The following is a 25,956-nucleotide window of genomic DNA, read 5'->3' as shown; positions in this document are numbered from 1 at the left end:
ATGCATTCGCACCGCAGTGCGAATGCATGTCCATTCAATCCAGAGCTGCAGTCTGGATTGACGACCCCGAGAAAGCAAGCCGACCGATCCGGCGCTCAGTGGCCGGCTCTTGCCGGCGCCGGTGGCCCGTAGGCCTCGCCGTCCCGCGCCGCCTTCGGCTCGCGATCTCCCGCCAGCACGCGCTGCACGGAGACGAAGAACACCGGCACCATCAGCAGCGCCAGGATCACCACGGCGATCATGCCGCCCATCACGATGGAGCCGAGCGCCTGCTGGCTGGCGCCGCCGGCGCCGTGGGCGATGGCCATCGGCAGCACGCCGCAGATGAAGGCAAGGCCCGTCATCAGGATCGGGCGGAAGCGCAGGCGGCAGGCCTCGATGGTGGCTTCCACCAGCGGCTTGCCCTCTTTCCGAAGATCCTTGGCGAACTCGATGATCAGGATCGCGTCCTTGGCGGCAAGGCCGATGATGGTGATGAGGCCGACGGTGAAATAGACGTCGTTCGGCAGGCCGCGCAGCATCGCCGCGGCCACGGCGCCGACGATGCCGAGCGGCACGGTGAGCAGCACCGCGAGCGGGATGGTCCAGCTCTCGTAGAGCGCGGCGAGACACAGGAACACCACGAACACCGAGAGCGCGAGCAGGAACGGCGCCTGCGAGCCCGACAGCTTCTCCTGCAGCGACTGGCCGGTCCATTCATAACCGAAGCCGCGCGGCAGCTTGCCCGCGAGCCGCTCCATCTCGGCGATGGCATCGCCCGAGGTGAAGCCGGACCTGGCTTCGCCGGAGATGCGCACCGCCGGATAATAGTTGAAGCCGGCGATCTGCGTCGGGCCGCGCGCCCATTCCACCGTAGCGAAGGAGGAGAACGGCACGAGCTGGCCGCGGCTGTTCTTGACGTTGTAGTTGAGGATGTCCTCGGTCCGCATGCGGTCGCGGCTATCTGCCTGCACCACGACGCGCTGCATGCGCCCGCGGTTCGGGAAGTCGTTGATGTAGTTCGAGCCGAGATTGGTCGAGATCGTGTTGTTGATGTCCTCGAAGGTGACGCCGAAGGCGCCGGCTTTTTCGCGGTCGATCACGAGGTTGACGACGCCCGCCTCCGGCAGGCCTTCGATATAGACCTTCTGCAGCACCGGGCTCGCATTGGCTTCCGCGATCAGCTGGTCGGCCGCGCGCATCAGGGCCGCATAGCCCTTCTGGCCGCGATCCTGCAGGCGGAACGAGAAGCCCGAGGAGTTGCCGAGATTGTCGATCGGCGGCGGCTGCAGCGCCGAGATTTTTGCGTCGCGGATCGACGCCCCGAGATCGCGGTTGATGTCGTTGACGATGGCAGCGGCGGAGTCCTTCGGCCCGCGCTCCGACCAGTGCTTCAAGGTGATGAAGGCCTGCGCGGTGTTCATGCCCTGGCCGGAGAAGCTGAAGCCGGTGAGGAAGGTAACGTTGTCGACGCCGGGCCGCTGCGCGAGATATTTCTCGACCTTCTCGATCACGGCCTCGGTGCGGGCATAGGACGAATCCGAGGGCGTCTGCACGTCGGTGGTGACGAAGCCCTGGTCGTCGATCGGCAGGAAGCCGCCCGGCAGATTGACGAAGGCCCAGGACAGACCGACCAGCAGCGCGACATAGACCAGCATCAGCCGGCCGGTGCGCTTGAGCGAGAAGCCGACCGTGCGGGAATAGCCCTCTTTGCCGCCCTCGAGCATGCGGTTGAACCAGCCGAACACGCCCCGCTTCGCGTGGCCGTGGCCGGCCGTAACTGGCTTGAGTAGCGTGGCGCACAGCGCCGGCGTCAGCGACAGCGCCAGGAATGCGGAGAAGCCGATCGCGGCGACCATGGTCACCGAGAACTGGCGGTAGATGATGCCGACCGAGCCGGGGAAGAACGCCATCGGCACGAACACCGCCATCAGCACCAGCGTGATGCCGATGATGGCGCCCGAGATCTGCGACATCGCCTTGCGCGTCGCCTCCTTCGGCGGCAGGCCTTCCTCGCTCATGATGCGCTCGACGTTCTCGACCACGACGATGGCGTCGTCGACGAGGATGCCGACCGCGAGCACCATGCCGAACATCGAGAGCATGTTGATGGAGTAGCCGGCGAGCAGCAGCGTGCTGCAGGCCCCTAACAGCGCCACGGGCACCACGATGGTCGGGATGATGGTGTAGCGGATGTTCTGCAGAAATATGAACATCACCACGAACACCAGCACCACGGCTTCGAGCAGCGTCGTCAGCACCTTCTTGATCGAGGCCTCGACCACAGGGGTGATGTTGTAGGGGATCTCGTAGGAGATGTTGGCCGGGAAGAAGCGCGACAGCTCCTTCATCTTGGCCTCGACCGCGCTCGCGGTCGCCAGCGCATTGCCGGTCGGCGACATCAGCACGGAGAGACCGGCGGTCGGCTTGCCGTCGAGGCGGGTGTTGAACTGATAGCTGAGGCCGCCGACCTCGACGCGCGCGACGTCGCGCAGGCGCACGGTCGAACCGTCGGCATTGGCGCGCAGGATGATGGCGCCGAACTCGTCGGGCGAAGAGAGCTGGCCCTTGACCAGCACGAGGGCCGAGGTGCGCTGGCTCGAGGTCGACGGCTCGGCGCCGATGCTACCGGAGGCGACCTGCGCGTTCTGCGCGGCGATCGCCTTGTTGACGTCGTCGGCGGTCAGCCCGTAGCCGACCAGTTTTGCGGGATCCACCCACACACGAAGACTGCGCTCGGTCGAATACAGCGTGGCGCGACCGACGCCGGGAATGCGCCGGATTTCGCCGAGCACGTTGCGGATCATGAAGTCGCCGAGGCCGACCTCATCGAGGCTGCCGTCGGTCGAGTTCAGCGTGATGATCTGCAGCACCGCGCTGGAGGCTTCCTCGATCAGGATGCCCTGCTGGATCACCGCGCGCGGCAGGCGCGCCTCGACGCGCTTGATGCGGTTCTGCACCTCGACCGAGGCCGCGCTGGTATCGGTGCCCGGCTGAAAATTGGCGATGATCTCGACCTGACCGAGCGAGTCGCTGGTCGATTCGAAATTGAGGATGCCGGAGGCGCCGTTGAGCTCCTCCTCGATCAGCCGCGTGACGCTGTTGTAGAGGTTTTCCGGCGAGGCGCCGGGATAGCTGGTCGAGATCGAGATCGAGGGCGGCGCGATGATCGGATATTGCGCGATCGGCAGCAGCGGCACCGAGATCGCGCCGATCAGACAGATGAACAGCGCGACCACCCAGGCAAAGATCGGCCTGTCGATGAAGAAACTCGCCATTGGCCGTTTTATCCTCGTTGTTTCGTTAGACCCTCATGGTGAGGAGCGCGGAACGCGCGCTCCGGACGATGCTGCGCATCGCCGCGAGAACCATGAAGGCCCGGCTCTCTCCCGCGGCCATCCTTCGAGACGCCCGCTTCCGGCGGGCTCCTCAGGATGAGGACGACACTTGCTGCACGAGAGCGTTACCGCGTCAGCTTCTGGGCGTGCCGGTTGTCCGCGGTCGCATCCGCCTCGGACCAGGATTGCGGCTTGACCCTGTCGCCCGCCGCGAATTTCTGGAAACCCTCGACCACGACCTTGTCACCGGCCTTCAGGCCTTCGGTGACGAACCAGAGTCCGTCCTGCACCGAGCCCGTGCGCACCGGCTGCACCGCGATGTGGTTGTCGTCCTTGACGACGAACACCTCGCTGCCGCCGCCGCCATTGCGCTGGATCGCCTGCTGCGGCACCGCGATGGCATCGCTGTCGAGACCCTGGTCGATGCGGACGCGGACATACATGCCCGGCAGCAGCTCGCGCTTGGGATTGCGGAACTCGCCGCGCAGCGTCACCTGGCCGGTATGGGCGTCGACCTTGGCATCGGAGAACAGCAGCTTGCCGTCGAGCGAATAGAGCGTGTTGTCGTCGAGCACGAGCCGCACCTTGGCGGCATCGGCCGCGATGCGCTCGAGATCGCCGCTCTCGAAGGCGCGGCGGAGCTGGTTGAGCTCGGTCACCGACTGGGTGAAGTCGGCATAGATCGGATCGAGCTGCTGGATGGTGGCCAGATTGGTCTCGTTCTGCACCGCGAGCGCGCCCTCGCTGACGAGGGCCGCACCGACGACGCCGTCGATCGGCGCGCGCACGGTGGCATAGTCGAGGTTGAGCTTGGCGCGGGCGAGCTCGGCCTTGCGTCCTTCGACCTCGGCATGGGCCTGGCGTTCGGCGGCGATCGCCTTCTCGTTCTCGGCCTCCGGAGCCGCGCGATCCCTGGTGAGGGTGGCGATGCGGTGCGCCTGCTGCTTGGCCTGCATCAGCGCAGCCTCGGACTTGGCGAGTGCGGCCTCGTTGGCCATCACCTCGACCTCGAACGGACGCGGATCGATGCGGTAGAGCGGATCGCCGGCCTTGACCTCGCTGCCCTGGCGGAACAGACGCTCGACCACGATGCCGGAGATGCGCGGCCGCACGTCGGAGACGCGCGTCGGTGCAATGCGGCCCGGCAGTTCGCGCACCACGGCGCGGGGCTGCGGCTTGACGACGACGATGCTGACGTCAGGATCGGTGGGCGGAGCGGCAGAGACGGCCGAACTCGATTCATCGCAACCCGCGAGCAGCGGCGCCAGGGCCGCGAGCATCATTGCAACGCATGCCGATCGCGCGCGAAGTCCTGACATGAAGTGAAGTGCCCCGATATTGTTGAATCTGATCACGCGCGCGCCTGCCCGTTCTGGGCGATTTGCGCGCAGCTGATGCCGTCAAGATAGAATGGACCTGCTGCGACGCAACGGATGCTGCGGGCGGCTCAATGTCACACGACCTATCGTGCTGACTTTTTGAGGCTTTTCGGGACTCACCGGATTGTGAGTCGGGTTCCATCAGCGGCTGCTGCGACAGAAGATCGCAATCACTCCGCCGCCTTCATCCGGTAGCGGCTGACGCCCCATTCGGTTCCATCGGCATAGCCGAACAGGCCCGATGTCACCAGGAACAGCCAGCGCCAGCGGCGCATCCAAAGACCGGTGTCATCGCCATAGACCTTGCGCAAGGCCGCCTCGATCGTCTCGCGATGCGCGTCGAAATTGGCGAGCCAGTCGTTGGCGGTGCGCTGATAATGCGTGCCGCTCCAGCACCATTCCTTCTCGACCGTGAAGATGTCATCGAACTGCCTGACGAGGTGATGGCTCGGCATCAGCCCGCCGGTGAAGACGTGCTGGGCGACCCAGTCCTCGCGATCGATCGGGTCGAACAGATGGGAGCCGGTGCGATGCGTGGCGATGTGCATGAAGCAGCGCCCCTCGGGCGCGAGCCATGAGCGCAGGCGCGTCATCAGCTTGCGCCAGTTCATCACGTGCTCGAACGTCTCGACCGCGACGATGCGATCGAACGGGCTGTCGGGCGCAAACACGTTCATGTCGGCGGTGACCGCGTGGAGGTTGGACAGCCCGCGCAGCCGCGCCTCCTCCTCGATCAGGGCGCGCTGCGCCCGCGAGTTCGAGACCGCAGTCACCGTGGCGTGCGGAAACTGCCGCGCCATCCACAGCGAGAGCGAGCCCCAGCCGCAGCCGAGTTCGAGGATGGTCTGGCCGTCGGCGAGACCGGCATGCTCCACGGTCTGGCGCAGCGCCTCCTCCTCCGCCTCCTGCAGGGTGGTCGCGTCGGTCTTGTAGAAGCAGCACGAGTATTTGCGGTTGGGGCCGAGCACCTCTGCGAAGAACGAAGCAGGCACCTCGTCAGCCCCGGCACCCGCGTCCCCGGCGATCGGCCGCAGCAGCATCCGCCCGGCGATGGCGGCATCGCCGGCCGCATCGTGCGCGGCGAGACGGGTTGCGGTGCGGGAGCAGAGGCGCTGGATCGCAGCCCGGATCATGACATCGGGCAGCGGCACGCGTTCTGCTGTCCCGATGATCGCGGAAACGACGCTCATGCGACCACTCCCTTGGTCAGTCTCGTCGGGCGGCGGAGGGAAGAACGGGCAGGTGCCGGCAACAGCCGGGGCAGCCACAGGGCACCGGCGGCCTGCGGGATGCCGAAGTCTTGCAAATGTCACGCTATCAAAGCGCGGTTTCCGCTTCGGGTTCCGGCGCTGTCCACGAAATCGGCGTATCCGGCGCTTTTTTTGGGCCGGGCCTGTGCCATAGTGCGCCCCGCAATCACGTTCGTAACGGATGATACCGGCCATGCCGTCTGGCACCTCGCCCCGCTCCCCCATGGACATCGAATACACAAAACTGTCCTCGCCCAGCGTGTTCCTGGTGCGGATGCTGGTCTTCCTGGTGCTCTGCACCCTGGTCGGCGTGGTGCTCTACAAGCAGATCATCCTGGCCTTCTTCGCCAATCCCGGGCTCAATGCCCTGATCGGCGGCGTCCTGTTCATCGGCATCATCCTGGCCTTCCGCCAGGTGATCCGGCTCTACCCTGAGGTGTCCTGGGTCAACAATTTCCGCATTGCCGATCCGGGCCTTGCGCCCGCCCGGCATCCGAAACTGCTGGCGCCGATGGCGATGATCCTGGGCGGCGAGCGCACCGGGCGGATGACCATCACCCAGACCACCATGCGGCATCTGCTCGATTCGATCGCGACCCGCCTCGACGAGGCCCGCGACATCTCCCGCTACATGACCGGCCTCCTGGTCTTCCTCGGCCTGCTCGGCACCTTCTGGGGCCTGATCGAGACGGTCGGCTCGGTCGGCAAGGTGATCGACGGGCTCAAGGTCGGCGGCGATTCCGGGGCGCTGTTCGACACGCTGAAGGAGGGCCTCGCCGCCCCGCTCGGCGGCATGGGCATCTCGTTCTCGAGCTCCCTGTTCGGCCTCGCCGGCTCGCTGATCCTCGGCTTCCTCGATCTGCAATCGAGCCAGGCGCAGAACCGCTTCTACACCGACCTCGAGGACTGGCTCGCCACCACCGTGCGCGAATATGGCCGCGGCGAGGTGCCTGTCGCCGCCGCCGGCGGCGGGGTTGCCAGCGGCGAGCTTCAGGCCGCGGTCGAGCGCTTGCGCTCCGTGCTCGAGGAAGGCAGCGCCAGCCGCGGCACCACGGCGGCGATGGCGAGCCTTGCCGAAGCGATCCAGGCGCTGGTCTCGCACATGCGCACCGAGCAGCAGATGATCCGCGAATGGGCCGACGGCCAGGGCGAGCAGAACCGCGAGATCCGGCGCCTGCTGGAACGCCTCGCGCGCCAGCCCGAGAAGGGTTAGACGCTCGCGTGCCCCGGACGCGACGCAGCGCGAAGCGATGCGGCGCTGAGCCGGGGCCCAGAGACGAGGGGTGGATCCCGGCTCTGCGCAGCAGCGTTGCACGCTGCAGCGCGTCCGGGACACGAGAGAACGGAGACGTAAATGGCTCTAGCCCGCGGCCGCCGCAGTGAAGGCGCCTTCAACTACTGGCCCGGCTTCGTCGACGCATTGTCGACGCTGGTGCTGTCGATCGTGTTCCTGCTGTCGGTGTTCCTGGTGGTGCAGTTCTTCCTGTCGCAGGAGGTGACCGGCAAGGACAAGGCGCTGGAGCAGCTCAACGCCAAGATCGCCCAGCTCAACGAGCTGCTGTCGCTGGAGAAGCTGGGCAAGCTCACGCTCGACGACCAGGTCTCGCAACTGAGGGCCGGCCTCGCCTCGGCCGAGTCCGAGCGCGACCGCATCAAGGGCCTCTATGAGGGCCTGGCTGCCGCCGGCAGCGACGCGCAAGGAAAGACCGCCGAACTCGGCAAGGCGCTGGACTCCGAGAAAGCGGTCTCGGCGCGGGCTCTGGCCCAGATCGAGGTGCTGAACCAGCAGATCAGCGCGCTGCGCCGGCAATTGGCGGCGCTGGAGGAGGCGCTCGATGCATCCGAGAAGCGCGACAAGGAATCGCAGAACCGGATCGCCGATCTGGGTTCTCGCTTGAATGTCGCCTTGGCGCAGCGCGTGCAGGAATTGTCGCGCTACCGCTCGGAGTTCTTCGGCCGGCTGCGCGCCATCCTCGGCAATCGCCCCGACATTCGCATCGTCGGCGACCGCTTCGTATTCCAGTCCGAAGTGTTCTTCGACACCGGCCAGGCGGTGCTGCTGCCCGAGGGCCGCGCCGAGCTCGACACCTTGGCAGCCGCGCTGATCGAGCTCGACAAGAAGATCCCGAGCGACATCCCCTGGGTGCTGCGCGTCGATGGCCACACCGACGTGCGGCCCGTCAGTGGTGCGAACTTCAAGTCGAACTGGGACCTGTCGGCGGCGCGCTCGATCTCGGTGGTGCAATACCTGATCTCGCTCGGCGTGCCCGCCCAGCGCCTCGTCGCCGCCGGCTTCGGCGAGTTCCAGCCGCTCGACACCGGCACCACGGAAGAGGCCTTCAAGCGCAACCGCCGCATCGAGCTGAAGCTGACGGAGCGGTAGTGAGCGCGCTCCACCTCCGCCCTTACCGCCCCGAGGACGAGGCAGCCTCGATCGACCTCTGGCATCGCACCTGGCAAGAGGCCTATCCGCAGATCGATTTCGCCGCGCGGCTGGAATGGTGGCGCGAGCGTTGGCGCAAGGATCTGGTGCCGAAGGCCCAGGTCGTGGTCGCCGAACAGGACGGCGTGCTGACCGGCTTCGTCACCATCGACGGCGAGGGTTATCTCGACCAGCTCGTGGTCGATCCCGCGCATTGGGGCTCGGATGCGGCACGGCTGCTGGTAGACGAGGCCAAGCGGCTGTCGCCATCAGGCGTCACGCTGCTCGTCAACAAGGACAATTCCCGCGCCATCCGCTTCTACGAGCGCAACGGCTTTGCCCACGCCGGCGACGATGTGAACCCGACCTCGGGCCGGCCGGTGCTGAAGATGGTGTGGCGGGCGTGAGACCTGTCACGGTTGGATCCCGCGGCGCCGGTTAATCGTTGTCTCAGGCATAGCCGATGGAGACGATCGATGAAGCTGAGCGAGCTGGCCAAGGGGTCCTCGGTGATGCTGGGCGTCCTCGTCGCCGGATATGTGTCGACGACCTATGTGGACCAGCGCTTTGCGACATCAAGCGCCCCCGCGCAAACGAACAGCGCAGGCCCGCCGGCCTGCGTGGACGCAGACGGAAGCTGGAAGAACTGGCTGTGGCCGAACGTGCCGGCGCTCTCGCCGAAGTGCCGGTAAGGTACGAAGTTCCCTCCACACGTCATTGCGAGCGCAGCGAAGCAATCCAGAGTCTTTCCGCTGAGACAGTCTGGATTGCTTCGCTTCGCTCGCAATGACGAGAGTGAGGCGACGCCTCACGCCCCCTCGAACTGCAATCTCGCCAGCCGCGCATAGAGCCCGTTCGCGGCGACGAGCTCGGCATGGGTGCCCTGCTCGACGATCTTGCCGTGGTCCATGACCAGGATGCGGTCGCAGGACAAGACGGTGGCGAGGCGATGGGCGATCACCAGCGTGGTGCGGTGGCGCATCAATTCTTCCAGCGCGGTCTGCACCAGCGTCTCGCTTTCGGCATCGAGCGCGGAGGTGGCCTCGTCGAGCAGCAGCAGCGGCGCATCGCGCAGAATGGCGCGGGCGATCGCGATGCGCTGGCGTTGGCCGCCTGACAGCGTCACGCCGCGTTCACCGAGCGGGGTGTCGAAACCTTCCGGCAGGCGGCGGATGAATTCGGAGGCATGCGCGAGCTCGGCGGCGCGCTCGACTTCGGCATCGCTCGCATCGGGCCGGCCGAAGCGGATGTTCTCGCGCGCGCTCGCGGCGAACACGTTGGATTCCTGCGGCACCAGCGCGATGCGGGAGCGGAAATCACGGGGATCGGCTGACTTCACCGGCACGCCGTCGAGCGAGATCGCGCCACCACGCGGATCGTAGAAGCGCAGCAGCAGATGGAAGATCGTGCTCTTGCCGGCGCCGGAGGGACCGACGATCGCGACCTTCTCGCCGGGCCGCACGGCGAACGACACGGCGTCGAGCACGTTGACATCGGGCCGCGCCGGATAGGCGAAGCTGACGCGGTCGAAGCCGACCTCGCCGCGCGGCGGCACCGGCAAAGCGCGCGGTGCAGCGGGCGCAGCGATCTCGGGCTGCACGTGCAGGATCTCGAACAGGCGCTCGGCAGCGCCCGAGGCCGCCGAGACCTCGCCCCAGACCTCGCTGAGCTGGCCGAGGCCGGCGGCGGCGAAGGCCGCATAGAGCACGAACTGGCCGAGCCGGCCGGGCGTGATGGCGCCGGTCAAGACGTCATGCGAGCCGATCCAGAGGATCGCGACCACGCTTGCGAACACGATGAAGATGATGATGGCGGTGAGCACGGCGCGGGCCTGGGTCGAGGTGCGCGCGGCCTCGTAGGCCTGCTCGACCTCGCCGCCGAAACGCTTCTCGGCGAAGCCCTCGCTGGTATAGGCCTGCACGGTGCGGATCGCGCCGACCAGCTCGCCCGCATAGGCGGAGGCGTCGGCGAGCGTGTCCTGCGCGTTGCGCGAGAGCCGGCGCACCCAGCGCCCGAAAGCGACCAGCGGCAGCACGATCAGGGGAATGGCGAGCAGCACGAAGCCCGACAGCTTCGGGCTGGTGATCACCATCATCGCAGCCGCGCCGAAGAACATCATCAGGTTGCGCAGCGCGATCGACACCGAGGCGCCGACGGCGGACTTGATCTGGGTGGTGTCGGCGGTGAGGCGCGAGATCAGCTCGCCGCTGCGCGCGGAATCGAAGAAGGACGGCGACAGCGACAATAGATGCGCGAACACGTCACGGCGCAGATCGGCGACGATGCGCTCGCCGATCGTCATCACGAGGTAGTAGCGCGCCGCGCTCGCCAGCGCGAGCACGGCGACGACAGCGATCATCACCGAGAAGTAGCTGTTGATCAGCTCGATGCCCTCGGGCGTCAGGCCGAAGTCGATCATCCGGCGCACCGCGACCGGCACCAGCAGCGTGGTCAGCGCCGCGATCGTGAGCGCGACAAAGGCGAGCGCGGCGCGCCCGCGATAGCGGCTCACATAGGGCGCGAGCGCCAGCAGCGGCCGCAGCTTCGCGCGTCCCTTGGCGGGCTGCTCGATCAGCTCGGCCTCGATCGACGGGGTGTCTGCCGGCGCGGTGTCGCGCCCATCGCGGTACTGGTCGTCAAGCCGTTCCACAGCGCTCATGAGATCGGACCCAAGGAGACAATTCTCCCCACATAGGCCGGTGCAGGAGGAGTGGCAAATCCGGGATGTCCCTTAGGGGGCGGACCGGTTCTCCAGTCCTCACAATGGCTTGTTTTAAGGGGGCCTGTGGGGTATAGAGCCACCCAAATCCGTCATCGATCATCACTCAAGCGATAGGCGCAGGGCGCCGAGGAATTGCCATGAAAGCCGAAATTCATCCGAATTATCATACGATTACGGTCGTGATGACCGACGGTTCCGAGTACCAGACCCGCTCGACCTGGGGCAAGGAAGGCGACAAGCTGCACCTCGACATCGACCCGAAGTCGCACCCGGCCTGGACCGGCGGCTCCCAGCAGCTGATGGATCGCGGCGGCCGCGTCTCGCGCTTCCAGAAGAAGTTTTCGGGCTTTCTCAAAAAGGATTGATCCGGCCGTCAAGGCTGGAGACGAAAAACGCCCCCGGAGGACCGGGGGCGTTTTTGTTTTTGTCCGTCATTCCGGGGCGCCCGAAGGGCGAGCCCGGAATCCATAACCACGATCGGGGGTATGGATTCCGGGCCCGCGCCAAGTGGCGCGTCCCGGAATGACGAAAGAGATTGTTGATAGACCTTACCGCTCGAACGCGGCCTTCAGCGCGTTGAGGTGCGGCACCAGCGGGTTGCCGATGGCGACGTGTTCGGCCGGCGCGGTGTGGATCGAGGTGTCGAGGCGGCGGACGCGGGTCTGCAGGCTCATCGAGCGATGGATCAGCTCCTGGAGCTGCGAGGGCAGCTTCTCGATGGTGTCGGCGGGGCCCGGATCTGCGGCGGTGAGCTTGACCTTGGTCTTCTCGCGGTTGGCCTGCATCAGCGTCATCTCGCCTTCCTTGACCGCGCGGTGCAGCAGCAGCCAGGAGGCGAGCTGCATCAGGCGGGTGGTGAGGCGCATGCTCTCGGTCGCGTAGGTGAGACTGACGGCGCGGTCGAGCGCCTTGGCCTCGGTGCGGCCGGCGCCATCGAGATAGGCGGCGGTCTCTTCGACGAGGTCCATGCCCTCGCGGAACAGGGCGCCGAACGCCGCAGAATTGGTGAACCGCTCGCTGAGTTGAACGAGAGCACCTTCGACTTGCAAACGTTCCATGGTTAACGCCCCTTACGCAACTGTTTACCCGTCCGGCTTTGGCGCCGGATTATGATGAACAAATCATTGCGCGGGCGAAGCGCGGAGTCCAGCGACAAGCGCGGATATGGTTTCCGCGGGTCATTCCTCGGAATTCAACCTATGAGAGACGCAAAAAAAGAGCCGCCGGAGACCGGCGGCTTTGAAAGTTGATAACAGGGAGGCGTCAAACAGAGTGGACAGGAGCCACTCGGTGTCCAAACGAGGACAGTTCCAGTCATAAACCCGAAAGCTTAATCGACCGTAAACGAGCTAATTTTTTGAGAGTTCGTTAGCCATGTCGGCCGCTGGCCGAGTGCGGTGCGGAACAAAACTCGCCGTCTTCGCACCGGGCCAGGTTGGGCACGGGGCATTTGGTACTGGCTGGCGCAACGCGCTCCGCTGTCGTCCCGGCGAAGGCCGGGACCCATAACCACAGGGAGTAGTGTGACGAAGACTCGTTGTTCGGTACTGCTGTCAGCGCCCATAGAGAGATCACGCGGTATGGGTCCCGGCCTTCGCCGGGACGACATCCGATGTGCGGCGGCGACTACGACTTGAAGAAACTGTTCGCCGCATCGCGCGAGGCGCGCTTCTTGGTGGCGGCTTCTTCCAGCCTGGCGATCTCGGTCTTCAGGAGAGCGACGCGCTCGGTCAGTTCCTCCACTGACAAGAGTGAGAGATCCTGTCCGATTTCGTGCGTGACCTTCTTGCGCGGGCGGTCGTCGTCTTCGATCGGCATGTCGTTCCTCCTGCGTTCGCGCCTGTCACACGGCTGAGGCGGTTGCCAGCTTGGGCCGCGCTGGCTAAGCAATGGCCTCGTTCCTCCCGCACCTTTGCTCAAGGACACATCATGGACAAGCTGCCCGCGCAAATGACCGTGGTCGCCATCTCCACGCCCGGCGGACCGGAGGTGCTGGTGCCGGAACAACGCAGCGTTCCGCAGCCCGGTCCCGACGAGATCCTGGTCAAGGTGATGGCCGCCGGCGTCAACCGGCCCGACGTCGCGCAGCGCTCCGGCGCCTATCCGCCGCCGCCCGGCGCCAGCGACCTGCCCGGCCTCGAGATCGCCGGTGAAGTGGTCGCGGTCGGCAGCAACGCCAAGCGACACAAGATCGGCGACAAGGTGATGTCGCTCGTCGCCGGCGGCGGCTATGCGCAATACTGCATCGCGCAGGATGCCCAGGCGATGAGCGTGCCGCCGGCGCTGTCGATCAAGGAAGCCGGTGCGCTGCCGGAAACGCTGATGACGGTCTGGCACAACGTGTTCGAACGCGGCGGGCTGAAGGCGGGCGAGACGCTGCTGATCCATGGCGGCTCCTCTGGCATCGGCACCATGGCGATCCAGCTCGCCAAGGCGTTCGGCGCAAAAGTGTTCGTCACCGTGGGATCGCAGGACAAGGTCGACGCCTGCCTCAAGCTGGGCGCCGACCGCGCCATCAACTACAAAACCGAAGACTTCGTCACTGTCGTCAAGGAAGAGACGGGCAAGGCCGGCGTCAATCTGATCCTCGACATGGTCGCCGGCGACTATGTCGACCGCAACTATGATGCCGCCGCCGTCGACGGCCGCATCGTCCAGATCGCGACGCTCAACGGGCCCAAGATTACCGCCAACATCGCCAAGGTGATGGTCAAGCGCCTGACCCACACCGGCTCGACGCTGCGCCCCCGTAGTAATGCGGACAAGGCGGCGATGGTGGCCGCGATCGAACAGAAAGTGATGCCGCTTTTGCGCGAAGGCCGCGTCAAACCGCTGATGGACAGCACTTTCCCGCTGGAAAAGGCAGCCGACGCCCACCGGCGCATGGAGACGAGCGCACATATTGGCAAAATTGTGTTGGAGGTGTAGGCCAGCGACCCACCGGGGACGCCGGAAACCCTTTGATTTTCCTCGCTTTCGTGGCATCTATCGCGACGCACCGAACCAATTCTGTCCGGTGTGAAATTGTCTTCCACCGAAGAGTTGCGTCGAACGCGGAGAACTGACCTTGCGTCTGATCAGGTGCCTCGCGCCCATCGCGCTGGGCCTCATGATTCTCGTCGCCGCGTACCCCGTGCGCGCGCTCGACGCCGTCAGCGTCCGCGGTGACGCGCCCGCGATCGACCTCACCGGCGTGCTCGAGCATCAGCGCAGCGATGCCGACCGCATCCAGGTCTCGACCGCGCCCGGCACCGACGGCATCGTCCGCCGCATCGAGGTGCGTGCCCGCGAAGGCGGCCAGAACTGGGTGGTGTTCGCGCTCGCCAACAACACCGACGACCAGCTCGACCGCCTGATTGTCGCGCCGCATTACCGCATCGTCTCCTCGGGATTGCTCTGGCCCGACCTCGGGCTGTCGCGCATCGCGACCATCACACCGTCGATCGGCGACCGGCCCGAACGCCAGGAAAGCGCAACCGCGGACGTGTTCCGCATCACGCTCGATCCCGGCGCCGTCGTCACCTTCGTCGCGGAGCTGCGCACCGACAAGCTGCCGCAGCTCTATCTGTGGGAGCCCGAGTCCTACAAGGACAAGGTCAACTCGTTCACGCTGTACCAGGGAATCGTGATCGGCATCTCGGGACTGCTGGCGCTGGTGCTGACCATCCTGTTCGTGGTGAAGGGCAGCATCATGTTCCCGGCCGCCGCGGCGCTGGCCTGGGCGGTGCTGGTCTATATCGGCGTCGATTTCGGCTTCTGGGGCAAGGTGCTCGACATGTCGAACAACGCCGAGCGCATCTGGCGCGCGGCGGGCGAAGCGATCCTGGCGGCGACGCTGCTGGTGTTCCTGTTCGCCTATCTGAACCTCAGCCGCTGGCATGTGCGCTACTCGCACATCACGGTGGGCTGGCTCGCGTTCCTCGGCTCTCTCGTCGCGCTCGCTTTGTTCGATCCGGCCGTCGCCTCCGGCATCGCCCGCATCTCGCTGGTGCTGATTGCCTTCGCCGGCTTTGCGCTGATCGTCTATCTCTCCACTCACGGTTTCGACCGCGCGGTGCTCCTGATCCCGACCTGGTTCCTCCTCGTGGTCTGGGTGGTCGCGGCCGGCATGACGGTGGCGGGCTCCGTCACCAACGACATCGTCGGCCCCGCCCTGCTCGGCGGCCTCGTGCTGATCGTGATGCTGATCGGCTTCACGGTGATGCAGCACGCCTTTGCCGGCGGCGGCGCCACCACCGGCGTCGTCTCCGACATCGAGCGGCGGGCCTTGGCACTGGCCGGCTCCGGCGACCTGATCTGGGATTGGGACGTCTCCGCCGACAAGGTCTTCACCAGCCCCGAGACCGAAGCCTTGCTCGGCCTCAAGCGCGGCACGCTGGAAGGCCCGGCGGCCTCGTGGCTCGAGGTGCTGCACCCGCTCGACCAGGACCGTTTCCGCGCCGCGCTCGACAGCGTGCTCGACCAGCGCCGCGGCCGCCTGGTGCAGGATTTCCGCCTGCGCACGCCGGACGGCCATTTCATGTGGTTCGCGCTGAAGGCCCGCCCCGTGGTCGGCTCCGACGGCGAGGTCTCGCGCGTGGTCGGCACGCTCACCGACGTCACCGAGCTGCGCAACGCCGAGGAGCGCCTGCTGCACGATTCCGTGCATGACAACCTCACCGGCCTGCCCAACCGAAAACTGTTCATGGACCGGCTTGGCGCCGTTGCAAACTTCGCCAAGACCATGCCGACGCTGCGGCCGACGCTGATGGTGATCGACCTCGACCGCTTCAAGCAGGTCAACGATTCCGTCGGCATCGCGGTCGGCGATTCCATCTTACTGACACTCGCGCGCCGCCTCACCCGCATCCTGAAACCGCAAGACACGCTGGCGCGGCTGGCCGGCGACCAGTTCGGCCTGATCCTGCTGTCGGAACAGGATCCGGCGCGGATCACCAATTTCGCCGAGACCATCCGCAAGACCATCCGCGCGCCGATCGCTTTCAACGATCGCGAGATCTTCCTCACCGCCTCGATCGGCCTTGCGCTCTCCGACCCGCAGGTTCAGCTGACGGACGAGATCATCAAGGACGCCGAGCTTGCGATGTATCATTCCAAGCGCATCGGCGGCGACCGCATCGATGTGTACAAGCCGGCGATGCGCGCGCGAAAAACCGATCGCCTGACGCTGGAGAGCGAATTGCGCCGTGCCATCGAGCGGCAGGAGATCACGATCCTCTACCAGCCGATCGTGCGGCTGGAGGATCGCTCCGTCGCCGGCTTCGAGGCCCTGGCGCGCTGGGATCATCCCAAGCTCGGGCGCATGGCGCCCTCGGAGTTCATCTCAATCGCGGAAGAGACCGGCCTGATCGTCGACCTCGGCATGTTCGTGCTCGACCAGACAGCAAAGCAGCTTTCGGTGTGGCAGCGCGCCATGCGCTCGCGCGAGCCGATCTTCGCGAGCGTCAACGTCTCCTCGCGGCAGCTGCTGCGCCACGACCTCATCCACGACATCCGCACCGTGCTGTCGCGCTCCTCGGTGGCGCGCGGCACGCTCAAGCTCGAACTGACGGAATCGCTGGTGATGGAGAACCCGGAGCACGCCGCGCAGATGCTGACGCGCATCCGCGAGCTCGGCACCGGCCTGTCGCTCGACGATTTCGGCACCGGCCATTCCTCGCTGGCCTATCTGCAGCGCTTCCCGTTCGACACCATCAAGATCGACCAGTCCTTCGTGCGCACCACCAACCGCGGCACGCGGCCGGTGATCCTGAAGTCGATCATCGCGCTCGCGCACGACCTCGGCATGGACGTGGTCGCCGAAGGCGCCGAGACCGATTCCGACGCGGTCGAGCTCTACCAGATGGGCTGCGAATACGCGCAAGGTTTTGCCTTCGGCGAGCCGATGGACGCGGACGCGGCAATGCGCCTCTTGACGGAAGTGCGGCTGGAAGCGGCGAGCTGAGGCTCCCGCGAGTCCGGTATCGTAGGGTGGGCAAAGGCGCACTTGCGCCGTGCCCACCATCCCTCCACACATGCCGCGCCAATGGTGGGCACGCTTCGCTTTGCCCACCCTCCGATTCCAACTGGAAGCGGCGAACTGCCCCCCTCCTCCCCCCTTCTTGAGGGGCCGCCCGCGAAAGCGCGCGGGGTGGAGGTACCGATCAGGCCGTGCTTGATCCAGATCAATGGGCCGCTGCTCAACCGCCGCGAAAATTGGCGCGCAGCATTCGATCCAGAACGGGTTCGTCATCAAGGTCGTTGGGCTCGCCACTGTCGTTCTCGGCGTGCTCACACGCGTCAAGCGCAACGACAGGAATGAGCAGACCAAGCGCGTCCTTCTCAGGAGTTACGGATGAGCCGGCACCTTTTCTACGCGATCACCCTCATAGGCACCGGAATGTTCCTCGCCTCCTCGGCCGAAGCAGTGACGGCTGCACGATGCGAGGATCGAGGCGCAAACTGCATCGGCACATGTGCCGACTACACCGGCGGGGCCGGTGACGTTCGGGGCCGCCAGAACGTGTGCATGCGCGCCTGCGACCGGCAGACAACCAGGTGTCTGATACGAGCACACGCCGACGTCGAACGCTGGCTCCGTGAGCGCCAATGAAGGCCTTGGCGCGACAGCTCGGCTAGCGGCAACCGTCCTCACGTCCGCGGTGGACTTGATCCAGTACCGTAGGGTAGGCAAAGGCGCACTTGCGCCGTGCCCACCATCCAACCCTACGACAGAGGTGGTGGGCACGCTCCGCTTTGCCCACCCTACGATACTCTTGTCTTACCCTCCCCTGGAGGGGGAGGGTCGATCGCGCGCAGCGCGAGCAGGGTGGGGTGATCTCTCCACTCGGGCACCGTTGGACGTAGAGAGACCGTCACCCCACCCCGTCTCACATTTCGCTACGCTCAATGTGAGCCGACCCTCCCCCTCCAGGGGAGGGTGGAGAGCGTGCACTACCGCCGCCGCTCGCTCTTCTTCCTGAACCGCACGCTCTGGCCATCGGGCATCCGTGTCGCCACGAAGCCGGCGGCGAGGCAGGCTTCGCGCTGCGGCATCTGGATGTCGGGGCTGCGCAGGCTGTCCCACCATGAGGCACGATTGGCCGCGCGCGGCAGCGCCGCACCGATGATCTCCTCGATCTCTTCGAAGGTCAGCACGAATTCCGCCTGCTTCTGCCGCAGTAGATAATCGCGCAACGTGTCGTAGTCGTTCACACTCGTCCTCTCGTCCGCAGCCCGGATCTCTTCACATGAGGCCTGCCGAAAACCGCTAGCCGCATCAACCGATTCTTAACTCATTGCGGCAGCGCCGTACCAGCTTAAACACTGCTCAAGGTTTAGGGCGCATCCATCAGGGTCGGGAGCAAACGATGCTGTCTGGATGGCGCGAAGTCATGGCCCGCCGGCCGTGGCGGATTTCGGCGAAACTGCTGATCATCTCGTCCGTGGTGACGGTGATCGGCTTTTCCGCCATTTGCGTCAACGTCATGCTCGACATGCGCCGCGGCGAAGAGGCGCTGGCCCGCCAGACCCTGGAAAACCTCGCCACGACCATCGAATCCGACATCAGCCGCAACATCGAAATCTACGATTTGTCGCTGAAGGCGGTCGCCAGCAACATGCTGCTGCCGGAGCTCGCCACAGTCTCGAAGCCGGTCCGCCACCTCATCCTGTTCGATCATGCGACGACGGCCCGGCATTTCGGCGCCATCCAGGTCTATGATTCGGAGGGCCGCCTGACCATCGACGCCTCCACGCTCGACCCCTCTCCCGAGAACCGCGGCGACGAAGACTATTTTAGGGTTCACCGTGACAATCCCGGCGCCGGCCTCTTCATCAGCCGCCCGATGCTGTTCCGCGGCGCCTATTCGATCGTGCTGAGCCGGCGCATCAGCGACACCGACGGCGGCTTCCTCGGCGTCGTCACCGGCTCGATCCGCTTCAGCTATTTCCACGAATTGTTCGAACGCCTGAGCCTCGATCCCGAAGACACCATCACGGTGCTCAAGCGCGACCGCACCATCATGATGCGGCGGCCGTTCGACCTCGACGTGATCGGCAGGAATTTGAACGACCGTCAGAACTGGAAGGCCGACAATCTCCGCGCCGGCACCTCCTATGCAGGGCAAGGCCCGGTCGACACCACGCCGCGGCTCTACGTTCGCAGCAACGGCGACAGCCCGCTGTTCGTCGTGGCCGGCAAGCCCCTGAGCGCGGTGTTCGAGCTGTGGCAGAAGGAGGCCTATCGTATCGGCGCCGTGGTGCTGGCGCTGATCGTGTTCATGCTGGCATCGACGCTGGTGCTCGCACGCGAGATCGGCCGGCGCGCCGAGGCCGAGCGCAAGCTCGAGGAGCTGGCGACGACGGATGCGCTCACCGGCCTGAAGAACCGCCGCAAGTTCGACACCGTCATCGACGTCGAATGGCGGCGCGCCATGCGCCAGAAGACGCCGGTCGCGCTGCTGATGATCGATGCCGATCACTTCAAGGCCTACAACGACACCTTCGGCCATCAGGCCGGCGACCAGGTGCTGGTCGGCATCGCCATCTGCATTTCCGACTCGGTCCGCCGGGCCGGCGACTGCGCCGCGCGCTATGGCGGCGAGGAATTCGCGGTGCTGCTGCCGGACACCTCGGCAGCCGACGCCTTCAAGACCGCCGAGACGATCCGCCTCAAGGTGCAGGGCTGGTCCGACGACCAGGCGGCATCGACGGTGTCTTGCGGCATCGCCAGCCTCGTCCCCGCCGCCGGCATGGACTGGACGATCCTGGTCGCCGCCGCCGACAAGGCGCTCTACGCCGCCAAAGCCGGCGGCCGCAACCAGTCCGTGGTCGCGAGCCTGCCGAAGCTGTCGCTGGTGGCGTGAGGGGTTACATCAACGGCGTCGTCCCGGCGAAGGCCGGGACCCATACCGCGTAATCTATCGATTGCAGTCGGTAGCAGTACCGAACTGCGAGTCTTCGCCAAACCACTCCCTGTGGTCATGGGTCCCGGCCTTCGCCGGGACGACAGCGGAATATGTGGCGGCTACTGCCCCAGATACTTCTTCATCTCCGCGATCAGCCCGTCGCGCAGCTCGGGGCGCTTGAGGCCGTAGGCGATGTTGGCGCGGAGGAAGCCGGGCTTGGAGCCGCAATCATGGCGCTCGCCCTCGAACTCGACGCCGTAGAATTTCTGCGACTTGGCGAGGCCGATCATGGCGTCGGTGAGCTGGATCTCGCCGCCGGCGCCGCGCTCCTGCGTTTCGAGGATCTTGAAGATCTCCGGCTGCAGGATGTAGCGGCCGGTGATCGAGAGGTTGGAGGGCGCGGTGCCCTTGGCCGGCTTCTCGACCATGCCGTCGACCTCGAACATCTTGCCGGTGCGTTTGCCGACGCCGCAGATGCCGTATTGATGGGTGAGATGATCGGGCACCGCCTCGACCGCGATGACATTGGATTTCTCGCCGAGCGTTGCGGCGGTCTCGATCATCTGCTTCAGGCAGCCGGGCGTGTTGAGCACGAGCTCGTCCGGCAGCACGACCGCGAACGGCTCGTTGCCGACGATGTCGCGTGCACACCAGACCGCGTGGCCGAGGCCGAGCGGCGCCTGCTGGCGGGTGAAGCTGACGGCGCCGGCATCCGGCTGGTTCTGCGCCAGGATCTCCTGCTCGGCCTTCTTGCCGCGTGCAGCCAGCGTGGCGTCGAGCTCGAACATCTTGTCGAAATGATCTTCTATGACGTTTTTGTTGCGGCCGGTGACGAAGATGAAGTGCTCGATGCCGGCCTCCCTCGCCTCGTCATACACGTACTGGATCAGCGGCTTGTCGACGATGGTCAACATCTCCTTCGGCATCGCCTTGGTGGCGGGCAGGACGCGGGTGCCGAGGCCGGCGACGGGGAATACGGCTTTGCGAATTTTCATGGGATTGATCGAATACCTGAGGACGTGAAGGGAGCAATGGTGTCTTGCTAGACTGTTTGCAGCCGCTAACAAAGGCGGATGTGGGGCCTCGCGATCACAGAGTTAAGAAAAAAGAAGCCACTAAAATTTCACCTTTGTTAAGCTATTGGCAACCGGTACCGGGCCTCCTGATGACGGATTTTTGGCCGGACAGGTGGGACATGATGCAATCGATGGCAGGGCTGGCAAAACGTGCGGCATCCGTGACCGGTGGAGCTGTGATTGCGGCCGCCTTGTTGCTGCCGGTTCATGCATACGCCCAGTCGCAGAACGGGCTGTCGAACCTGTTCGGCGGCATTTTCTCCGGGACGAATCCCGCGCCCTCGCAAGGCGCACCAAGCCCAGGCGGCGCGCAACCCTGGAGCGGCGAGGACGGCGCCTCCGGCCATCCGCTGATGACGGCCGCCGCGATCCGCGAAGCCGCCGGCAATTTCGACAATTGCGTTGCCGGGATGTGGCCCGATGCCGCACGGCGCGGCATCACCCAGGACAACTTCCAGCGCTTCACCGCGGGCCTCAGCCCCGACCTGCGCATCATGGACCTGATGGACTCGCAGCCGGAGTTCACAAAATCGATCTGGGATTATCTCGACATCCTCGTGAACGACAATCGCCTCGCCAAGGGCCGCGAGGTGCTTGCCAAATACAAGGCGCAGTTCGATGCCACGGAAAAGGTCACCGGCGTCGATCGCTACATCATCGCCTCGATCTGGGGCATCGAGTCCAATTACTCGACGCAGATGGGCGATCGCAGCGTGCTGCAATCGACCGCGACGCTCGCCTGCATCGGCCGCCGCCAGGCCTATTTCAAGGACGAATTCCTCTCCGCATTGGAGATCCTCAACCGCGGCGATCTGCGTCCGGAGCAGATGCGCGGCTCCTGGGCCGGCGCCTTCGGCCCGACCCAGTTCATGCCGACCGCGTTCAAGCGCTTTGCCGTCGACGGCGACGGCGACGGACGGCGCGACGTCGTCGACAATCCGACCGACCTGATTGCGTCGACCGCCAACAATCTGAAGAAGGACGGCTGGCAGTCCGGCCAGACCTGGGGCTTCGAGGTCGTGGTGCCGCAAGGGTTCAACTACATGCTGGCCGACCGCGCCAAGGCGCAGACGATTGCGCAGTGGGAGAAGCTCGGGCTGAAGCGCCCGACCAACCAGCCTTTCCCGAACCCGGCGGAGAAAGCCTATCTGCTGGCGCCGGCGGGCGCGCAGGGCCCGGGCTTCCTGATGCTGCAGAACTACCGCGTCATCATGAAGTACAACCCGGCCGAGGCCTATGCGCTGGCGATCGGCCATTTCGCCGACCGCCTGCGCGGGGGGCAGCCCTTCGTGCAGCCCTGGCCGCGCCAGGAGCGCGAGCTGTCCCGCACCGAGCGGCTGGAACTGCAACAGCTTCTGGCCCAGCGCGGCTTCTACAAGGGCACCCCGGACGGCCAGTTCGGCGGCCAGACACGGGAGGCGCTCCGCAACTTCCAGGCCTCGATTGGGGTGCCGGCGGACGGATTTGCCTCCTCCGACGCTCTGGACCGGCTGCGCGGGCGGTAAAATCGCGCCGAAAGTAACCCTGAACAGGGATTTTACCCGGCGGTCTTGACGGGGGCGGCTGTTCCCCGGTGTATGGCGCGAGAATCCGTCAAAAATCCGCAACGGAATCTGCCCGTTTGGCGCCCAATTCCGTTATTATATCGAGCCAATTCCAGACCCCATTGCGCGCGGCCCAGATCGCATGTCGAAGAAGTCCCTGTTCAAGGCGCTGACCGAGACCGGCCCGCTAATCGCGCTGGGGACGGCGCTTGCGATATTGGTCTCGGTCGCGGGGCCCGCTTCCGCGCAGTTCTTCAACTTCCCCGGCTTCGGCGGCCCGCCGCAGCGTTCGGCCCCGCCGCCGCGCCAGGGCGGAGGCGGCGGTGGATGGTTCGGCGGCGACTTCTTCGCGCCGTTCCAGCAGCAACAGCAGCAGGCGCCGCGCCAGGATTTTTCGCGCGCACCGGCACCAGCCAAGCGCGACACCACGCCCGACAAGAACGTGCTGGTGATCGGCGACGCCATGGCCGACTGGCTCGCCTACGGCCTCGAAGATGCCTATAGCGAGCAGCCCGACATGGGCGTGATCCGCAAGCACAAGACCACGTCCGGCCTGATCAAGTACCAGCCGAAGGGCGAGCCTTCGGACTGGACTGCGGCGGCGAAGGGCATCCTCGAGACCGAGAAGCCCGACGTGATCGTCGTCATGCTCGGCCTCAACGATCGCATCGCGATCCGCGAACCTGTCGCCGACAAGTCGGACAAGGACAAAGACAAGGACAAGAAGAACGACAAGGGCGCCCGCGCCAAGCAACCGGCGAAGCCCGGCGACGCCAAGCCCGACACCGCCGCCAAGCCGGACGACAAGCCTGCCGATGCCGACCTGCCGCAGGATGACGCCGACAATGCCGACACGCCGGCGGCCGCTCCGGAAAAGACGGCGCGCAATCCCAACGGCCTCTACGAATTCCGCGACGAGCGCTGGGTCGAGCTCTACACCAAGAAGGTCGAGGAGCTGGCCAATCTGCTCAAGGCCAAGGGCGTGCCGGTGCTCTGGGTCGGCCTGCCCGCGATCCGGGGACAGAAGGGGACGGCCGACATGCTGTTCCTGGATTCGCTCTATCGCGAGGGCGCGGCCAAGGCCGGCATCACCTATGTCGATGTCTGGGACGGTTTCGTCGACGAGGCCGGCCGCTTCCTGCAGAAGGGCCCCGACTTCGAAGGCCAGATCCGCCAGCTCCGCAGCTCCGACGGCGTCTACTTCACCAAGCCGGGCGCGCGAAAACTCGCCCACTATGTCGAGCGCGAGATCACGCGCCTGCTGGCGGGGCGCTCCGGCCCGATCGCGCTGCCGAGCGAGCCTGCGACGCCCGACACCAGCGCCGAGCCCGGCAAGCCGGCGCCGCGGCCGCTGGCCGGCCCGATCGTGCCGCTGGTCGCGGCCTCGATCTCGACCGATCAATTGCTGGGCGGCCCGGGCTCGCGTCCCGCCGCCGTCGATGCGCTCGCGGCGAAGACGATGGTGAAGGGCGAGCCGCTGACGGCGCCCGCCGGACGCGCCGACGATTACGCCTGGCCGCGCCGTGAGGTCGGCCGCGAGCAGGCCAAGGGTGATACGCCGATGGCGGCGACGACGCCTGACGGCGCCACCGCCTCTCCCAATGCATCGGGTGCGGCCGCTGCGATCGCCCCTCCCAAGCTCGCGCCGAAGAAGCCGCCGGTCGCGCCACAGCAGCAGCAGCCGGCGCAGGCCGCGCCGTCATTCCGGGATTTCTTCGGCTTCGGCTCGCCGCCGCCGGCGCCGCGTCAACTGGCGCCGGCGCCCGGGCCGCGCAATCCGGCGCAGAACCCCGCGATTCCGCGTCCGCCGGGTAATGTCGGGCGATCGGCGGAAGTGACCCGATAGTCGATTTCGTGTCCCGGACGCGGCGCAGCACCTCTTGGTGATGCGACGCAGAGCCGGGACCCAGCATCTACTTCAAAAAGAATGGGCCCCGGCTCTGCGCAGCAGCGCTCTAGCGCTGCAGCGCGTCCGGGGCACGAGAGATACGTGTTTACGGCTATCAGCCGTAATAGCGCCAGCGCGGCGGCGGACGGCGGGCGGGGCGCGACATCAGCAGCGCCAGCGCAAAGCCGATGCCGCCGGCAACAAGCAGCGCGCCGAGCGGATTGTCCTGCACTTTCTTCGACAGCGCCTGCGTGCCATCACGGAAGGTGTCGCCGCTGTTCTCATAGGCGTCCTTGGCGTAGTTCGTCGCGGTATCCGCAGCATCACGCACCGCATCCTTGGCCTGGCCGTAGAGGTTCTGCACCGTGCCTGCAGCTTCGCGCGCCTTGCCCGACGCCTCCGTCTTGGCATCGCCTGCCATGTCTCCGACTGCGCCTTCCGCGCGTCCGGCGTATTCCTTGGCTGATCCGACAATCCGATCCGTGTCCATGATGCTCCTCCTCGGGGGTCAGCCCAAGTAACCGATCAGGCGCAGCGCAGTTCCAAGTGTCGACGAAAGTGTAGTGTGTAGCCCGGATGGAGCGCAGCGTAATCCGGGACAGCGTCAATCGTATTGAAGGACCCCGGATTGCGCTGCGCTCCATCCGGGCTACGGGATCCTCTACAAGATCAGCCCGCCATCGACGACCAGTGTCTGGCCGATGATGTAGGACGACAGCGGCGAGGCCAGGAACAAGGCTGCGCCTGCCATGTCGGCCGGCGTGCCCAGTCGCCGCAGCGGAATGCGCGCGAGCGCGCCTTCGAGCCGCTTGGGGTTGTCGGTCGTCACCTTCGTCATCTTGGTGTCGACGAGGCCGGGCGCGATGCCGTTGACGCGGATGCCGTCCTCGGCCCAGGCCTCGCCCAGCGTGCGCGTCAATCCGACCGCGCCGGTCTTCGAGGCGTTGTAGGCGGGATTGCCCATGGTGGAATGATAGGCGGCCGTCGAGGACACCATGATCAGCGCGCCCCTCGCATCCCGCAACATGGAATGAAACCGCGTGGCGCAGGCCATCAGGCTCATCAGATTGACCTCGACGACCTTGCGGAAGCCAGCCATCTCGAACTCGCCGCGGCGATAGATCACCGCGCCCTGCGCGAGCACCAGGATGTCGAGCCGCTCGAACGACGGCTTGAACGCATCGATCGCAGCGGCATTGCTGACGTCGAGCTGCGCATAGGAAAGACCGGTGAGATCGGAGCCTTCTTCGGCTGAATATTCCGTTGCGTGAGCACGCGTGCCGCAAACGGCGACGGCTGCGCCCCTGGCGCGAAAGGCCTGTGCGATGCCGTTGCCGATGCCGCTGGAACCGCCGACGACCAGCACCTGCTTGCCTGAAAAATCCAGCTCGTTCGCCATCGCGGCCTCCCATTTTGTCTTGCTTGTTTGACCTGTCTGCGGATCGATGCCAGCCTTGTCAATCATAACAA

General features: G+C 65.8%; 20 protein-coding genes. 10 read left to right on the top strand and 10 right to left on the bottom strand.

Features of this window, described 5'->3' with window-relative positions; all coding sequences use genetic code 11:
• Positions 1 to 95: 95 nt before the first annotated feature.
• From IQ16_RS00400 to IQ16_RS00390, 3 genes are all read right to left on the bottom strand, one after another.
• On the bottom strand, positions 96 to 3,257 hold the full coding sequence (locus tag IQ16_RS00400) for an efflux RND transporter permease subunit (RefSeq protein ID WP_018646685.1): 3,162 nt from the start codon (positions 3,255 to 3,257) through the stop codon (positions 96 to 98).
• Positions 3,258 to 3,442: 185 nt separating this feature from the next.
• The gene (locus IQ16_RS00395; RefSeq protein WP_018646683.1) at positions 3,443 to 4,636 is read right to left on the bottom strand and encodes an efflux RND transporter periplasmic adaptor subunit; all 1,194 of its coding nucleotides are present in this window, start codon (positions 4,634 to 4,636) and stop codon (positions 3,443 to 3,445) included.
• Between the two features lie 230 nt (positions 4,637 to 4,866).
• The gene (locus tag IQ16_RS00390) at positions 4,867 to 5,886 is read right to left on the bottom strand and encodes an SAM-dependent methyltransferase (protein ID WP_026312567.1); all 1,020 of its coding nucleotides are present in this window, start codon (positions 5,884 to 5,886) and stop codon (positions 4,867 to 4,869) included.
• A gap of 253 nt (positions 5,887 to 6,139) precedes the next feature.
• Here IQ16_RS00390 and IQ16_RS00385 point away from each other — a divergent pair, with 253 nt between their 5' ends.
• The 4 genes from IQ16_RS00385 (at position 6,140) to IQ16_RS00370 (ending at position 9,060) form a co-directional block, all read left to right on the top strand.
• Positions 6,140 to 7,159, top strand: coding sequence for a hypothetical protein (locus tag IQ16_RS00385; protein WP_026312566.1), 1,020 nt, complete (start codon positions 6,140 to 6,142; stop codon positions 7,157 to 7,159).
• 141 nt (positions 7,160 to 7,300) lie between these two features.
• Positions 7,301 to 8,329 (top strand): peptidoglycan -binding protein, encoded by a 1,029-nt coding sequence (locus IQ16_RS00380; protein WP_018646681.1) that lies wholly within the window; start codon positions 7,301 to 7,303, stop codon positions 8,327 to 8,329.
• Positions 8,329 to 8,775: a GNAT family N-acetyltransferase gene (locus IQ16_RS00375; RefSeq protein ID WP_018646680.1), complete on the top strand. Its 447-nt coding sequence runs from the start codon at positions 8,329 to 8,331 to the stop codon at positions 8,773 to 8,775. Before IQ16_RS00380 ends, IQ16_RS00375 begins: the two co-directional genes overlap by 1 nt.
• 69 nt (positions 8,776 to 8,844) lie before the next feature.
• Positions 8,845 to 9,060, top strand: coding sequence for a hypothetical protein (locus tag IQ16_RS00370; protein WP_018646679.1), 216 nt, complete (start codon positions 8,845 to 8,847; stop codon positions 9,058 to 9,060).
• 116 nt (positions 9,061 to 9,176) lie between these two features.
• On the opposite strand, the gene IQ16_RS00365 is transcribed toward IQ16_RS00370, so the two are convergent.
• Positions 9,177 to 11,027 (bottom strand): ABC transporter ATP-binding protein/permease, encoded by a 1,851-nt coding sequence (locus IQ16_RS00365; protein WP_018646678.1) that lies wholly within the window; start codon positions 11,025 to 11,027, stop codon positions 9,177 to 9,179.
• A 200-nt stretch (positions 11,028 to 11,227) separates the two neighbouring features.
• On the opposite strand from IQ16_RS00365, the gene rpmE reads away from it, so the two are divergent.
• A complete protein-coding gene (gene rpmE, locus IQ16_RS00360) occupies positions 11,228 to 11,455 on the top strand; it encodes a 50S ribosomal protein L31 (protein ID WP_018646677.1) in 228 nt (75 codons plus the stop codon).
• A 183-nt stretch (positions 11,456 to 11,638) separates the two neighbouring features.
• On the opposite strand, the gene rcdA is transcribed toward rpmE, so the two are convergent.
• Positions 11,639 to 12,148 (bottom strand): protease adaptor protein RcdA, encoded by a 510-nt coding sequence (gene rcdA / locus IQ16_RS00355; RefSeq protein ID WP_018646676.1) that lies wholly within the window; start codon positions 12,146 to 12,148, stop codon positions 11,639 to 11,641.
• 568 nt (positions 12,149 to 12,716) lie between these two features.
• Complete coding sequence (locus tag IQ16_RS00340; protein WP_018646675.1) at positions 12,717 to 12,908, bottom strand: DUF1192 domain-containing protein; 192 nt, start codon at positions 12,906 to 12,908, stop codon at positions 12,717 to 12,719.
• Between the two features lie 111 nt (positions 12,909 to 13,019).
• Between IQ16_RS00340 and IQ16_RS00335 the strand changes: the two genes are divergently transcribed.
• Both IQ16_RS00335 and IQ16_RS00330 read left to right on the top strand, forming a co-directional pair.
• Positions 13,020 to 14,018 (top strand): NAD(P)H-quinone oxidoreductase, encoded by a 999-nt coding sequence (locus IQ16_RS00335; protein ID WP_018646674.1) that lies wholly within the window; start codon positions 13,020 to 13,022, stop codon positions 14,016 to 14,018.
• A gap of 139 nt (positions 14,019 to 14,157) precedes the next feature.
• Positions 14,158 to 17,034 (top strand): EAL domain-containing protein, encoded by a 2,877-nt coding sequence (locus IQ16_RS00330; RefSeq protein WP_018646673.1) that lies wholly within the window; start codon positions 14,158 to 14,160, stop codon positions 17,032 to 17,034.
• Positions 17,035 to 18,023: 989 nt separating this feature from the next.
• On the opposite strand, the gene IQ16_RS00320 is transcribed toward IQ16_RS00330, so the two are convergent.
• Positions 18,024 to 18,284, bottom strand: coding sequence for a DUF7662 domain-containing protein (locus tag IQ16_RS00320; protein ID WP_018646670.1), 261 nt, complete (start codon positions 18,282 to 18,284; stop codon positions 18,024 to 18,026).
• A gap of 155 nt (positions 18,285 to 18,439) precedes the next feature.
• On the opposite strand from IQ16_RS00320, the gene IQ16_RS00315 reads away from it, so the two are divergent.
• Entirely contained in the window at positions 18,440 to 19,936 is a 1,497-nt protein-coding gene (locus tag IQ16_RS00315; protein ID WP_018646669.1) for a sensor domain-containing diguanylate cyclase, read from the top strand.
• 161 nt (positions 19,937 to 20,097) lie between these two features.
• Here IQ16_RS00315 and IQ16_RS00305 read toward each other — a convergent pair whose 3' ends face one another.
• Positions 20,098 to 20,973, bottom strand: a complete 876-nt coding sequence (locus tag IQ16_RS00305) for a UTP--glucose-1-phosphate uridylyltransferase (RefSeq protein WP_018646668.1) — start codon at positions 20,971 to 20,973, stop codon at positions 20,098 to 20,100.
• Positions 20,974 to 21,173: 200 nt separating this feature from the next.
• On the opposite strand from IQ16_RS00305, the gene IQ16_RS00300 reads away from it, so the two are divergent.
• Together IQ16_RS00300 and IQ16_RS00295 are read left to right on the top strand one after the other, a co-directional pair.
• The gene (locus IQ16_RS00300) at positions 21,174 to 22,559 is read left to right on the top strand and encodes a lytic murein transglycosylase (protein WP_018646667.1); all 1,386 of its coding nucleotides are present in this window, start codon (positions 21,174 to 21,176) and stop codon (positions 22,557 to 22,559) included.
• Between the two features lie 181 nt (positions 22,560 to 22,740).
• Positions 22,741 to 24,444 (top strand): SGNH/GDSL hydrolase family protein, encoded by a 1,704-nt coding sequence (locus tag IQ16_RS00295; protein ID WP_018646666.1) that lies wholly within the window; start codon positions 22,741 to 22,743, stop codon positions 24,442 to 24,444.
• Between the two features lie 157 nt (positions 24,445 to 24,601).
• Here IQ16_RS00295 and IQ16_RS00290 read toward each other — a convergent pair whose 3' ends face one another.
• A complete protein-coding gene (locus IQ16_RS00290) occupies positions 24,602 to 24,976 on the bottom strand; it encodes a CsbD family protein (RefSeq protein WP_018646665.1) in 375 nt (124 codons plus the stop codon).
• A 171-nt stretch (positions 24,977 to 25,147) separates the two neighbouring features.
• Positions 25,148 to 25,885, bottom strand: a complete 738-nt coding sequence (locus IQ16_RS00285) for an SDR family NAD(P)-dependent oxidoreductase (RefSeq protein WP_026312565.1) — start codon at positions 25,883 to 25,885, stop codon at positions 25,148 to 25,150.
• Positions 25,886 to 25,956 lie beyond the last annotated feature (71 nt).

Source organism: Bradyrhizobium huanghuaihaiense (assembly GCF_007830635.1).
Taxonomy (GTDB): Bacteria; Pseudomonadota; Alphaproteobacteria; order Rhizobiales; family Xanthobacteraceae; genus Bradyrhizobium; species Bradyrhizobium huanghuaihaiense.
This window is presented reverse-complemented; position numbering and strand designations above follow the sequence as displayed.

Excerpts from the sequence above, each read along its gene's own strand:
- IQ16_RS00295 (WP_018646666.1), top strand. The coding sequence starts at position 22,741 with ATGTCGAAGAAGTCCCTGTTCAAGGCGCTGACCGAGACCGGCCCGCTA.
- IQ16_RS00380 (WP_018646681.1), top strand. The coding sequence starts at position 7,301 with ATGGCTCTAGCCCGCGGCCGCCGCAGTGAAGGCGCCTTCAACTACTGG.
- IQ16_RS00340 (WP_018646675.1), bottom strand. The coding sequence starts at position 12,908 with ATGCCGATCGAAGACGACGACCGCCCGCGCAAGAAGGTCACGCACGAA.
- IQ16_RS00285 (WP_026312565.1), bottom strand. The coding sequence starts at position 25,885 with ATGGCGAACGAGCTGGATTTTTCAGGCAAGCAGGTGCTGGTCGTCGGC.
- IQ16_RS00305 (WP_018646668.1), bottom strand. The coding sequence starts at position 20,973 with ATGAAAATTCGCAAAGCCGTATTCCCCGTCGCCGGCCTCGGCACCCGC.
- IQ16_RS00290 (WP_018646665.1), bottom strand. The coding sequence starts at position 24,976 with ATGGACACGGATCGGATTGTCGGATCAGCCAAGGAATACGCCGGACGC.
- IQ16_RS00385 (WP_026312566.1), top strand. The coding sequence starts at position 6,140 with ATGCCGTCTGGCACCTCGCCCCGCTCCCCCATGGACATCGAATACACA.
- IQ16_RS00315 (WP_018646669.1), top strand. The coding sequence starts at position 18,440 with ATGCTGTCTGGATGGCGCGAAGTCATGGCCCGCCGGCCGTGGCGGATT.
- IQ16_RS00395 (WP_018646683.1), bottom strand. The coding sequence starts at position 4,636 with ATGTCAGGACTTCGCGCGCGATCGGCATGCGTTGCAATGATGCTCGCG.
- IQ16_RS00335 (WP_018646674.1), top strand. The coding sequence starts at position 13,020 with ATGGACAAGCTGCCCGCGCAAATGACCGTGGTCGCCATCTCCACGCCC.
- rcdA (WP_018646676.1), bottom strand. The coding sequence starts at position 12,148 with ATGGAACGTTTGCAAGTCGAAGGTGCTCTCGTTCAACTCAGCGAGCGG.
- IQ16_RS00390 (WP_026312567.1), bottom strand. The coding sequence starts at position 5,886 with ATGAGCGTCGTTTCCGCGATCATCGGGACAGCAGAACGCGTGCCGCTG.
- IQ16_RS00365 (WP_018646678.1), bottom strand. The coding sequence starts at position 11,027 with ATGAGCGCTGTGGAACGGCTTGACGACCAGTACCGCGATGGGCGCGAC.
- rpmE (WP_018646677.1), top strand. The coding sequence starts at position 11,228 with ATGAAAGCCGAAATTCATCCGAATTATCATACGATTACGGTCGTGATG.
- IQ16_RS00400 (WP_018646685.1), bottom strand. The coding sequence starts at position 3,257 with ATGGCGAGTTTCTTCATCGACAGGCCGATCTTTGCCTGGGTGGTCGCG.
- IQ16_RS00370 (WP_018646679.1), top strand. The coding sequence starts at position 8,845 with ATGAAGCTGAGCGAGCTGGCCAAGGGGTCCTCGGTGATGCTGGGCGTC.
- IQ16_RS00300 (WP_018646667.1), top strand. The coding sequence starts at position 21,174 with ATGATGCAATCGATGGCAGGGCTGGCAAAACGTGCGGCATCCGTGACC.